Source organism: Devosia sp. YR412, from assembly GCF_900110945.1.
GTDB lineage: Bacteria > Pseudomonadota > Alphaproteobacteria > Rhizobiales > Devosiaceae > Devosia.
The window spans coordinates 83610-95468 of record NZ_FOFL01000008.1; the positions used below are offsets into that span (position 1 = coordinate 83610).

At 62.8% G+C, this 11859-nt stretch carries 10 protein-coding genes; 9 read left to right on the plus strand and 1 reads right to left on the minus strand.

The genetic code is table 11. The annotated features are described in order from the left end of the window. Positions 1 to 38: 38 nt before the first annotated feature. From BM045_RS18390 to BM045_RS18425, 7 genes are all read left to right on the plus strand, one after another. A complete protein-coding gene (locus BM045_RS18390) occupies positions 39 to 569 on the plus strand; it encodes a hypothetical protein (RefSeq protein WP_092185938.1) in 531 nt (176 codons plus the stop codon). A gap of 94 nt (positions 570 to 663) precedes the next feature. Next, positions 664 to 1998 carry a sensor domain-containing diguanylate cyclase gene (locus BM045_RS18400; protein ID WP_244523065.1) on the plus strand — a complete coding sequence of 445 codons (1335 nt, stop codon included), beginning with the start codon at positions 664 to 666 and terminating at the stop codon, positions 1996 to 1998. 148 nt (positions 1999 to 2146) lie between these two features. Continuing rightward, entirely contained in the window at positions 2147 to 2845 is a 699-nt protein-coding gene (locus tag BM045_RS18405; RefSeq protein WP_139198839.1) for a helix-turn-helix transcriptional regulator, read from the plus strand. A gap of 145 nt (positions 2846 to 2990) precedes the next feature. Then, the gene (locus tag BM045_RS18410) at positions 2991 to 3776 is read left to right on the plus strand and encodes an ABC transporter ATP-binding protein (RefSeq protein ID WP_170848587.1); all 786 of its coding nucleotides are present in this window, start codon (positions 2991 to 2993) and stop codon (positions 3774 to 3776) included. After that, positions 3773 to 4765 (plus strand): FecCD family ABC transporter permease, encoded by a 993-nt coding sequence (locus BM045_RS18415; protein ID WP_092185946.1) that lies wholly within the window; start codon positions 3773 to 3775, stop codon positions 4763 to 4765. The genes BM045_RS18410 and BM045_RS18415 overlap by 4 nt, the downstream gene beginning before the upstream one ends. Further along, on the plus strand, positions 4762 to 5817 hold the full coding sequence (locus BM045_RS18420) for a FecCD family ABC transporter permease (RefSeq protein ID WP_092185947.1): 1056 nt from the start codon (positions 4762 to 4764) through the stop codon (positions 5815 to 5817). The genes BM045_RS18415 and BM045_RS18420 overlap by 4 nt, the downstream gene beginning before the upstream one ends. Further along, complete coding sequence (locus tag BM045_RS18425) at positions 5817 to 6767, plus strand: ABC transporter substrate-binding protein (protein WP_092185949.1); 951 nt, start codon at positions 5817 to 5819, stop codon at positions 6765 to 6767. The genes BM045_RS18420 and BM045_RS18425 overlap by 1 nt, the downstream gene beginning before the upstream one ends. Positions 6768 to 6892: 125 nt before the next feature. Here the strand turns inward: BM045_RS18425 and ssb are convergent, their stop codons facing one another. After that, positions 6893 to 7408 (minus strand): single-stranded DNA-binding protein, encoded by a 516-nt coding sequence (ssb, locus tag BM045_RS18430; RefSeq protein ID WP_092185951.1) that lies wholly within the window; start codon positions 7406 to 7408, stop codon positions 6893 to 6895. 226 nt (positions 7409 to 7634) lie between these two features. Here ssb and BM045_RS18435 point away from each other — a divergent pair, with 226 nt between their 5' ends. Both BM045_RS18435 and uvrA read left to right on the plus strand, forming a co-directional pair. Further along, complete coding sequence (locus tag BM045_RS18435) at positions 7635 to 8279, plus strand: LysE family translocator (protein WP_092185953.1); 645 nt, start codon at positions 7635 to 7637, stop codon at positions 8277 to 8279. Between the two features lie 216 nt (positions 8280 to 8495). Continuing rightward, a complete protein-coding gene (gene uvrA, locus BM045_RS18440; RefSeq protein WP_092185955.1) occupies positions 8496 to 11390 on the plus strand; it encodes an excinuclease ABC subunit UvrA in 2895 nt (964 codons plus the stop codon). Positions 11391 to 11859: the final 469 nt, after the last annotated feature.

The window sequence follows — 11859 nt, forward strand, 5'->3', positions numbered from 1 at the left end:
CGACGTCTGGCCGAAGAGTTTGGCTGGAGGCCGATGCGATGAGCTTTTCGACGATTGTGGCACGCGGTCTGGTTGCCCTTGGCGTTGTTGCAGCTGGCGCTGTCACGGCCCTGCCCGCCTTCGCCGCACCGGCCGATGTGGCGCTGATCCAGTCCTATATTGGCGAGTGGCGCGGCCGTGGCGTGCTGATCGGCGCCAATACCGAAACCGTAGTCTGCCGCATGAGCGTCACCCAGGGCAACGGCGACAAGGTCAATTACAGCGGCCGTTGCTCGCTGGCCGGTACGCAGCTCTCAGTTGCCGGCACCATGGCCTATGTCGAGGAAAATCGCCGCTTCGAGGCAGCCATGAGCTCCAATGCCACCTTCACCGGCCTTGCCGTCGGCCAGAAGCGCGGCAATGGCCTGGTGTTCAACCTGCGCGAGCGCGACGAGGATGAAGAGGGCAAGGACCTCAACATCACCGCCCAGATCAATCTGCGCCCCGAAACCATCGATGTGACCTTTTCGGTGGTTTATGTCGAAAACGGCGACAGCCTGCGCGCCGAAGTGCCCTTTACCCGGCAATAATTGGCGAGCTTTTTCTTTTTAATGCCAGCAGCTTGCGGCTGACAAAGTGTTAACCACCGGGCGCTAGGTTCCTTCCACTATCGGGAACGCGTCATTGTCCAGTCTTATCGATAACCCTGCATGGGGGCCGTCGGCACGTAGCGATCTACGGCCGAGGCTGCAGCGCTTTTGCGACCTGCTCGGCATCGCCGGCGCGCGGCTTGCGCAACTTGATGGCGCGCGCCTCGACCTTTTGGCCAGCGCCGGCAGCACGGCCAGCAATCTCGCCCAACTCGATGCAGCAACCATCATTGCCGGCCAGACCACGATTATCGCGGATACGCATGCCCTGGGGCTCTCGCCGGCGTGCTTTTATGTCGGCCTGCTCATTCCAGGGACCGATGCACACAGGCCTTACCTGCTGACCCTTTTTGATCACCGGCCGCGCAGCGCCAATATGGCCGCGCATCTGGCTAGCCTGGCGCAAGAAGCCGTGGCGCAGACCATGATCGAACGGCAGCGTCGCGAGATCGAGCAGCAAAAGCAAACCATTGCCGACTATGCCGCGGTCGAAGAACACCGGCGCGACCTGTTCGATCGGGCGTCGGCGACAGCGCGAATCGGCATCTGGCAGTGCAATCTGGCCGACGAAAGCCTGCTCTGGACCAATGGCGTCTATGATCTGTTCGAAATCGAACGCAACTCCGTGGTCACCCGCCAAAGCACCATGGCGCTCTATACTGACACATCGCGCCGGCAGATGGAGGCGGCGCGCGCCGCCGCCATCGCCGACTGCACGGATTTCTCGGTGGATTGCGAAATCATCACCGTGACGGGCAAACGGCGCTGGATGCGGTTGACTGGGGCGGTGGAGAGCCGTGACGGCGTCGCCTATCGCATCTTCGGCATGAAGCAGGACATTACCGAAGAAAAGCTGATGACCGACCGGACGCGCTATCTGGCGGAGTATGACGTCATGACGGGCCTGGCCAACCGCAGCCAGTTCCAGACCCGGCTATCCCTCCTCGACGAGGGTCGCGAAGTGTTCGGCGCCATGCTGCTGATCGATCTCGATGGCTTCAAGCAGGTCAACGACACCTATGGCCACGCGCTGGGCGACGAATGCCTCAAGGAGGCCGCCCAGCGGCTGGTCGAAAACTGTGGCGATGCCCAGCTTGTGGCGCGCATCGGCGGCGATGAATTTGCTGTTTTGCTGCCCGCCGAGATGGTTGCGGCAGATGTCCAGGCTCTGGCGCAACGGATCGTCGAGCGCATTGGCCGGCCGTTCATGCGCAAGGGTCAGCGCCTGACCATGGGCGCCTCGGTTGGCGTCGCGCAGTATCGTGGCGGATCGTCGGAGAACCTGTTCCGTCAGGCCGATATCGCGCTTTATGCCGCCAAGGCCGCCGGCCGGAATACCAGCCGCAGCTATCTCGCCGACGCCGCCTGACCGGGTCATTTTTCACCGTTTAGACACCATATCCGTAAAACTGGCTACGTGATTTAGGTGGTATCTGGCCGCCGGTGAGGTAGATTTTGTGCGGGACAGTACCGTGTGATTCCTCGCGTTGGACGGCGCGCTTTCATGAGGAGTGAGAGTGCTTCAGCTTGTCGAGACTTTTGTTCATCTGACCAAGCAGACCAAGAATCGTCGTGACGCATTAGGAGTTTTGGACAAGGCCCGGGAGGCCTTTGGCTTTCGCTCCGCCGTTATTCTCGAGTTTTCCGCAGACCTTCGGTCTGTGGTGGATTTTCTGGACACCGACGAAAAGCGCAGCCTGTATTGGCCGAGGGCTCTCAACAATGAGCACGGCCGGCAGAGCATGGAAGCGACGCGCCTGCTGATCGAGCGCGGCGAGGTCTTTCGTCTTGAGCCGTCCACGCTCGAGCCGGATAATCCGCTACGCAAGACGCTCGAAATGCTCGATCTGCTGCATGGCTTAGCCGTACCGATCACCTACCCCTCGGGCGTCGCCGGTGCGCTGCAATTTTCGGGTGATGTACCGCTCAACCCTGAGCAGGCACAGACGCTGCACCTGATTTCCTACCTACTGTTCGCCAATTTCCGCGTTGTCGGCGACGCCCAGGAGCCTTTGCCACCGGCCAACCTGACGCCGCGCGAAAAGGAAGTCATGGTGCATTCCTCGCTCGGTTATACCAGCCCCGAGATCGCCAGCATGCTGGGCGTGGCCGAGCGGACGGTCAACCAGCATATCGAGAATGTCGCCTACAAGTTCGGCACCAAGAACCGGCTTCATACTGTGGCAAATCTATTGCGACTGCATTTGCTGGACTAGCTAACCTCTTCCGCATGTTCGACAAACCACAGGCGCGACTATCTTGACGCTTGAATTCAGGTTTTCTCTGCGTTAGCAGACCTTGTCCTGGGGAGGATGCGACGGGAGGTCGGCAGTCTGGCGGCACCAGGCAGTGGAACGCAATGTGCCCAACGCTGCGCGTATCGAATTTGACCGAGTGGCCTTTGGCTTTGGCCGCCTGCCTATTCTCGAGGGTCTGTCCTTCACCGCAGAGCCGGGCGAATTCCTGGCCATCGTCGGTCCCAATGGCTGCGGCAAGAGCACGACGCTCAAGCTGATGGCCGGGCTGTTGCAGCCGATGTCGGGCGCGATCCGGGTCGGCGAACAGGACATTGCCAGCCTTAGCCGCAAGGCGCTGGCACGGCAGATTGCTCTGCTGACCCAGCAAAGCTTCGCGCCGCCCAATATGAGCGTCTATGACCTTGTGGCCATGGGGCGCTTTGCCCATCAGAACCTGCTGGCCCGCCGCTCGCGCGAGGATGAGGCCCAGATTGCCGGGGCCCTGCTCGCCATGCAGGTGCAGAGCCTGCAGCAGCGCCGCGTCGGCGAATTGTCCGGCGGCCAATTGCAGCGCGCCCGCATGGCCATGACGCTTGCGCAGGACAGCGCCGTGCTGCTGCTGGACGAGCCGACCACTTTCCTCGACCTGCGTTATCAATACAGCATTCTGGAACGCGCCCAGGAGCAGGCTCGGGCCGGCCGCACCGTCGTCGCCGTATTGCATGATTTCACCCAGGCCTCGCTGTTTGCCGACCGCGTGGCGGTGATGCACGAAGGCCGCATGGTGCAGATCGGCAAGCCAGCCGACGTGCTGACAGAAGATGTCATTGCCGAAGTGTTCGGCGTTCGCACCCGCGCCGTGCTGGCTCATGGCGCGGTATTCCATGTGCCGGAGAGCCAGGCGCGATGAAGGCCTGGTTGATCCCTGCCCCGCTCGTCGTGCTGCTGGTGCTTTCGGCCCTGCACCTGACGCTGGGCGCTGCATCGATCGACCTCGGCGTGATCCTTGCGGCCTTCACCGCCTATGACCCGACCAATTACGCCCATGTGGTGGTCATCTTCCAGCGCCTGACCCGGCTTGCAGTGGCGCTTTATGCCGGGGCGGCGCTGGGCGTTTCGGGCCTGTTGCTGCAAAAGATCATGCAGAATGGCTTGGTCTCGCCCGGCACCCTGGGCATCAACGCTGGCGCCACGACCTTTGTGGTGCTGGGCGTGTTTCTGCTCGGCCTATCCGGTCCCGGCTTGTTCCTGCCGGCGCTCCTGGGTGGCATTATCTCGGTCATGCTGACTCTCCTGGTCAGCCGTCTGCTCACCGGCCAGGGCGATCCCAAGCTCAATCTTGTGCTGGCCGGGTCGATGATCGGCGCGCTGTTTTCGGCGCTCACCACCTTCGTGCTGTCGATGGACCCGGACAGTTTCGGCAATATCATTGGCTGGATTGTCGGCGACATCGGCAATTTCGACTATCAGGCCCTGGCGCCCATGGCGCCGATCGGGCTTTTGGCGCTGATCGCCGCCGCCGTCATGTCGCGCGCCGTGGATATCCTGGTGCTGGGTGACGAACAGGCGGCCGTGATGGGCGTCAATGTGCGGCTGGTCTATGGCGGCACATTGCTGGTGGCTATCGTGCTCGCCGTCAGCGCCGTCACCGTGGTCGGCCCGATCGGCTTCGTCGGCCTCGTCATGCCGCATATCGCCCGCATCCTCGTCGGAGAAATCGGCCGTTTGCCGCTCTGGCTTTGCCTCGTCGGCGGCGCGGCGCTGCTCACCGGCGCCGATATCCTCGCGCGTCTGCTGATGGCGCCGCGCGTGCTCAATGTCGGCACGGTAATGGGCTTTGCCGGCGGTCTGGTCTTCCTTGCCCTAGTCATCTTCGGCACCCGGCGGTCCGAGCGATGAGCAGGGTCCTCATCCTCCGCCTCGGTACTCTGGTCAGCCTGCCGATCAGCCTGCGCTTCCTGCTGGTGGCGCCTGCGCTGCTGATCTTCTTGGCCATCAGCGCCTATGCCGCGCTCAATATCGGCGCCACGGCCACCTCGCTGCAGGATGCGCTGTCGGCGCTGTTCCTTCCGCTCGACAGCCTCGAGCGCCCGGCCCGCGCCATCGCCCAGTTCCGCATGCCACGACTGGGCGTGGCGATCCTCGCCGGTGCGATGATGGCGGCATCGGGCTATTTGCTGCAGGTCGTCTCCCGCAATGGCCTCGCCGATCCCGGCATTCTGGGCCTGTCGGATGGGGCTGCGCTTACCGTGATGGCCGCAGGTTTTTTCTTCGGCCTGATGCCCGGCGGCGCGCTGAGCCTCCTCGCGCTCGGCGGCGCCTTGCTGACCGCTTTGGTCGTGCTCGGCCTCGGCCGGCACCTGCTCGCCGGTGGCGGTATCATCCTGATCGGCCTCAGCATCAATATCGTGCTCGGCTCGCTGATCGAAATGATCCTGGTCTCAGGCTCGGCGATGAATTTTGCCCAGCTGATGAACTGGTCGCGCGGCACGCTGGCAGCTGTCGATGCAACGGACCTCGGCCTGCTGGGCCTGTGGTTCGCCCTGCTGTTCCCGCTGGCCCTGCTGACCAGCCGCCTGCTGCAGCCCATGCTGCTCGGCGATGAACCGGCCCAGGCACTCGGCGTCCGCGCCCGCCTGGTCTATGTCTTCTATGTCCTTTTGGCCGCCGCCTTCGCCGCGCCGGTCGTCGCCGTTTGCGGGCCAGTGGCCTTTGTCGGGCTGATGTCCTGCTACATCGCCCGCCGCCTGATCGGCGACCGCCCGACCGAAGTGCTGATCACCGGCATGCTGGCCGGCGGGTTGATCCTGCTCTGGGCAGATACCATCGGCCGCTCGCTGTTTCAGCCGGTCATCATTTCCGCCGGCGTCATGGTTTCCGTGGTCGGCGTGCTCAGCTTCATCCTCGCTGCCTCGCTGGGGCGGCTACAATCCCCGAATTGGAGAGACTAATGCGTCTGCTTGCTCTGGCTGCCATCCTGGCCGGCCTCACCCTGTCCGCCCGGGCCCAGGACACCCATACCATTACCGATCACGCCGGCTTTGCCGTGGAAATCCCGGTCGAGCCGCTGCGCGTCGTCTCGCTGCATGACTGGACGGCCACCGTCATGACCTATGAGCTGGGCGGCAATCTCGTCGGCTCCACCGGCCGCCTCAACAAGACCACTGGCGAGTATTTCATCCGCAGCGGCCGCGAGCTCTATCAGCTCGGCTTCGGCCATGGCGTCGAGATGGCTTCGGTGCATGGCCAGCTCGACATGGAAATGATCGCGGCGCTTGAGCCCGATCTGATCATCGGCAATACCGGCGACACGCTGGAATTCCGCGACCAGCTCAACCTGATTGCCCCCACCATGATGTTCGATCCGCAGAACGGCCATGCCCCGCTCGACAACTATCGCGATCTTGCCGGCTGGGTGAACCGCACCGAAAAGTTCGATGAACTGCTGGCCCAGTACGAAGCGCGCATCGCCGCTGCCAAGCCAATCATCATGGCCGAAAACGCGGCTCCCACCTATGTCGCCATGACGCCCAATCCCGAAGATGGTGATATCCGCATCTTCAGCACCTACGGCGCCCAGACGCAGGTGCTCGAAGACCTAGGCTTCTTGCATGGCGCCATCGCCGACCGCGTGCCGGACGGCGAGCAGGAAGCCTATTTCAGCGCCGAAATCATCGGTGAGCTGAACACTGACTATATCTTTTCGAGCCACATCGTCGACGACGGCGAGGACGAGACCACCATGCTGAAGCAGTTGGAGGAAGTCGCCCCCGGTGCCAGCCAGACGCTACCCTCGGTGCAGAACAACAAGTTCATCTCGATGCAGCGCTTCTTCGTCTATCCAACGACCTTTGCCGCCATGAACTACGTGCTCGACGAACTGGAAGCGCTGGCCAAGTAAGCGCCGGCTACCGTCAAAAATGCCAAAGGGTGGGAGCAATGCTTCCGCCCTTTTCCATGCCGCCCAAAACAAAAACGGGCCGCCGTGAGGCGACCCGTTTAACATTCTGCCGATCCAGCCCAGGCCTAGAACGGAATATCGTCGTCCATGCCGCCGGGCTCGAAGGCTGGCGCGCTGGGGCGGGGGCGCTGGCCGCCGCCACCACTGTTACCGCCATTGTCGCGCACGCCGCGAAAGCCGCCGTCATTGTTGCCATAGCCGCCGCCGGCACCCTCGCCGCCGCCTTCGCCACGGCCATCCAGCAGAGTCATGTTGGAATTGAAGCCCTGCAGCACGATCTCGGTGGAATACTTGTCGGCGCCGGACTGGTCCTGCCACTTGCGGGTCTGCAGCTGGCCTTCGAGATAGACCTTGCTGCCCTTCTTGAGATAGCTCTCGGCGACGCGCGCCAGGCCCTCCGAGAAGATCACCACGCGGTGCCATTCAGTCTTTTCGCGGCGCTCGCCGGTGTTCTTGTCTTTCCAGTTCTCGGAGGTTGCGATCGACAGGTTGACCACCTTGCCGCCGCTGGGAAGATTGCGGACTTCAGGATCCGCGCCGAGATTGCCGACCAGGATCACCTTGTTGACACTGCCTGCCATCGCTCATTCCTTTCGATTCAGTCCCCGGGCCACAGCCCGCCGGGACGCTCACTTACACTCGGGCTCCACCTTACTGCGCCACGCAGGTCCTCGCCCGCGCTTTGCTGAGTTGTGAACAACTCTTATCTGTTCCTGTTATGTTCTATATGCTCAACGAGGTCAAGACCCTGCTGACACGCCCTGTCAGCAGTCTTATCCCAAGCCACACCGGCTTGGAGATTCTTGCATGGACTATGCTCAGTCGCTGTGGCTGTTTTCCGTCCTGCTGTTCGGCATCATCGTAGTGCCGGGCATGGACATGTTTTTCGTCATCGCCAATGCGCTGACCGGCGGCCGCAAGGCGGGCCTCGCTGCCGTCGCCGGCATCATGCTGGGCGGCGCCGTGCATACGCTGTTCGGCGCCCTGGCTGTCGGCGTGCTGGCGCAGCTACCTGTAGCAATCTTCCAAACGATGATCCTGATCGGCGCCGCATACATGGCCTGGATCGGCTTTACCCTGTTGCGCAGCGCCATCACAGTGGATGCCATCGGCACGGCCAGCACCCGCTCCAATTGGGTCGCCTTTCGCCAGGGGACCGTCACCTGCCTGCTCAATCCGAAAGCCTATCTCTTCGTGCTGGCCGTCTATCCACAATTCCTGCGGCCCGAATTCGGACCGATCTGGAGCCAGGCAATCGTCATGGGCCTGCTCTCCGTCAGCATGCAATTCCTGGTCTATGGCGCGCTGGCCCTCGCTGCCGGGCGCGGCCGCGATGCGCTGGTCGGCAATCCCTCGGCGACCATCTGGATCGGTCGCGGCGCGGGCGCATTATTCCTCGTCGCCGCCCTAGTAACCGCCTGGCATGGAGTGACCCAGCATGCCGCCCCTTGACCGAATCCGAATTGTTCCGCTTATGTTCCTGCCGGATAATGGTGCTTTGGCACAGCCTCCGGGACACGCTAAGGTGACCGCGGTGCCGGGCGGCCATGCGCGCAAGCCGCTTGCGAGCGCGGGCTCCTGCGCCTATCTCAGGGGCTCCCCGATCCTTGCCCTTTCGACTTTGCTGCCGTGCCGCCTTGCTGGCGCACCGAGTTATGGACGTGACCGATGACGCCAAAGCCAAGCCAGAACCGTGAACTGATCGTGCGCGGCGCCCGCGAGCACAATCTCAAGGGCATCGACATCACCCTGCCGCGCGACAGCCTGATCGTGATGACGGGCCTTTCTGGTTCCGGCAAGTCGTCGCTGGCCTTCGACACCATCTATGCCGAGGGGCAGCGCCGCTATGTGGAGTCGCTCTCGGCCTATGCCCGCCAGTTCCTCGAAATGATGCAGAAGCCCGATGTGGATCACATCGAGGGCCTGTCGCCGGCCATTTCCATCGAGCAGAAGACCACCTCGCGCAATCCGCGCTCGACCGTCGGCACGGTCACCGAAATCTATGACTATCTGCGCCTGCTCTATGCCCGCGTCGGCGTGCCCTATTCGCCAGCCACCGGGCTGCCCATCGAGAGCCAGACCGTGTCGCAAATGGTCGACAAGGTGCTGGAGCTGCCCGAGGGCACCCGCGCCTATCTGCTGGCCCCAATCGCGCGCGGCCGCAAGGGCGAGTACAAGAAAGAACTGGCCGAGCTGATGCGCAAGGGGTTCCAGCGCGTCAAGATCGACGGTGAGTATCACGAGATCGAGGATGCCCCGGCGCTCGACAAGAAGTTCAAGCATGACATCGAAGTCGTGGTCGATCGCGTCGTCGTCGGCCCCGAGATTTCCGGCCGCCTCGCCGAAAGTTTCGAGACCGCGTTGAAGCTGGCCGAGGGCATTGCCCTGGTCGAGCTGGCCGATGAGAAGAACGAAGACGGCACCGCCCGCCAGATCACCTTCTCGGAAAAATTCGCCTGCCCGGTCTCCGGCTTTACCATTGCCGAGATCGAGCCGCGGCTGTTCTCTTTCAACAACCCCTTCGGCGCCTGCCCGGTCTGCGATGGCCTGGGCACCGAGCAGAAGATCGATCCCGACCAGATCGTTCCCGACCAGACCCTGTCGCTCAAGGATGGCGCTATCCTGCCCTGGGCCAAGACCTCGGCGCCCTATTACCTGCAGACCCTGCAGGCCGTGGTGAAGCATTTCGGCGCCTCGACCGGCACCGCCTGGAACGAGCTGCCCTTCGACGTGCAGCATGCCGTGCTCTATGGCACCGACAAGACCAAGATCGAATTCGTCTATGACGATGGCCTGCGCCAGTACAAGACCACCAAGGTCTTTGAAGGCGTTATCGGCAACCTTGAGCGTCGCTACAAGGAAACCGAAAGCGCCGGCATGCGCGAAGAGATCGAGAAATACATGTCGGCCAAGCCGTGCCTGGCCTGTGGCGGCTATCGCCTCAAGCCGGAATCCCTGGCGGTCAAGATCGACGGGCTGCATGTCGGCCAGGTCACCGAAAAGTCGATCCGCGATTCCGTGGCGTGGTTCAATGAGCTGCCGTCCAAGCTGACACCGACGCAGATGACCATTGGCGAGCGCATCCTCAAGGAAATCCGCGAACGCCTGAACTTCCTCATCGACGTCGGCCTCGACTATCTCTCCATGTCGCGCAATTCCGGCACTTTGTCGGGCGGCGAAAGCCAGCGTATTCGCTTGGCATCGCAGATCGGCTCGGGCCTGACCGGCGTGCTCTATGTGCTGGACGAACCGAGCATCGGCCTGCACCAGCGCGACAATGCCAAGCTGCTGGAAACCCTGCGGCGCCTGCGCGATATCGGCAATACCGTCATCGTCGTCGAACATGACGAAGACGCCATCATGACCGCCGACTATGTCGTCGATATCGGCCCCGGCGCCGGCGTGCATGGCGGCCATATCGTCGCCGAAGGCACGCCGCAGGACATCCTGAACCATCCCGATTCCCTGACCGGCCAGTACCTCTCCGGCCGCATGGGCATTGCCATGCCCGCCGAACGCCGCGAGGCCAAGAAGGGCAAGACGCTCTCGGTCAAGGGCGCCACTGGCAATAATCTGAAGAATGTCTCGGTGGATATTCCGCTCGGCCTCTTCGTCGCCATCACCGGCGTCTCCGGTGGCGGCAAGTCGACGCTGATGATCGACACCATGTACCAGGCGATCGCCCGCCGCCTCAACGGCGCCCGCGTGGTCCCGGCGCCGCACGAGTCGCTGACCGGCCTCGAATTCCTCGACAAGGTCATCGATATCGACCAGAGCCCGATCGGCCGCACGCCGCGCTCCAATCCGGCCACCTATACCGGCGCCTTCACGCCGCTGCGCGAATGGTTTGCCGGCCTGCCGGAAGCGAAAACCCGCGGTTACGGCCCGGGCCGTTTTTCCTTCAACGTCAAGGGCGGCCGCTGCGAGAAATGCGAGGGCGACGGCGTCCTTAAGATCGAGATGCATTTCCTCCCCGACGTTTACGTCACCTGCGACGTCTGCAAGGGCAAGCGGTACAATCGCGAAACGCTGGAAGTGCAGTTCAAGGGCAAGTCGATTTCCGACATTTTGGACATGACCATCGACGAAGGCGTCGATTTCTTCTCGGCTGTGCCAGTGATCCGCGACAAGTTCGCCACGCTGCAGCGCGTCGGCCTCGGCTATGTCAAGGTTGGCCAGCCGGCCAATACGCTGTCGGGGGGCGAGGCACAGCGCGTCAAGCTGTCCAAGGAACTCTCCAAGCGCGCCACCGGCCGCACGCTCTATATGCTGGACGAGCCAACCACAGGTCTGCACTTCCACGACGTGGCAAAGCTGCTCGACGTGCTGCATGAGCTGGTGGACGGCGGCAATACGGTGGTGGTCATCGAGCACAATCTCGAAGTCATCAAGACCGCCGACTGGATCGTCGACATGGGGCCCGAAGGCGGCGACGGCGGCGGCGAAGTGGTGGCCGTCGGCACGCCCGAAGACGTCGCCCAGGTCAAACGCTCCTACACCGGCCAGTTCCTTAAGGACGTCATGGCCAGACGCCCGCAGTTTGCGACCAAGGCGGCTGAATAACTTCGAACTGTCCCGCAGGGCAAATCGCGCCAGTGGCGCGATTTGAGGCGACTTCGCAGGTGTTCTGCGCAGCAGATGAAAGGCTCCAGTGGAGCCTTTCAAGCCAAGAAGGCCATGAGCGCTATGCGCGAATGGCCCAGCCGCCCCGCATACTCGATCTTCACCCTCCCCCTTGAGGGGAGCAGGAAGGGGGTATGGTTCAGCAAGCTCAGCGCTTGTGGCCTACCCCCTCCCTTGATCCCTCCCTCAAAGGGGGAGGGTGTTGACTGCCGCTGCAGTGGTTCGATCAAACAGAATCGAACCCACGCATCCCTCTGCCCACCAACAAAAATCCGAAATCTATCCACGCCCGCTCGGCCTGGGCGCATACTCCTGCCATCCACCCCGCATCGGCGGCCTGCAGGCGACAGTGGCGGGAGTGGGCCGGGCACGGGACTATGCCAGTCGCCGTGGGTTCACGCCCGGGCCG

What these genes read in the sequence shown, in the direction of transcription:
- BM045_RS18390 (WP_092185938.1), top strand. Translation starts at nt 39, where the DNA reads ATGAGCTTTTCGACGATTGTGGCACGCGGTCTGGTTGCCCTTGGCGTT.
- BM045_RS18415 (WP_092185946.1), top strand. Translation starts at nt 3,773, where the DNA reads ATGAAGGCCTGGTTGATCCCTGCCCCGCTCGTCGTGCTGCTGGTGCTT.
- uvrA (WP_092185955.1), top strand. Translation starts at nt 8,496, where the DNA reads ATGACGCCAAAGCCAAGCCAGAACCGTGAACTGATCGTGCGCGGCGCC.
- BM045_RS18435 (WP_092185953.1), top strand. Translation starts at nt 7,635, where the DNA reads ATGGACTATGCTCAGTCGCTGTGGCTGTTTTCCGTCCTGCTGTTCGGC.
- BM045_RS18425 (WP_092185949.1), top strand. Translation starts at nt 5,817, where the DNA reads ATGCGTCTGCTTGCTCTGGCTGCCATCCTGGCCGGCCTCACCCTGTCC.
- ssb (WP_092185951.1), bottom strand. Translation starts at nt 7,408, where the DNA reads ATGGCAGGCAGTGTCAACAAGGTGATCCTGGTCGGCAATCTCGGCGCG.
- BM045_RS18420 (WP_092185947.1), top strand. Translation starts at nt 4,762, where the DNA reads ATGAGCAGGGTCCTCATCCTCCGCCTCGGTACTCTGGTCAGCCTGCCG.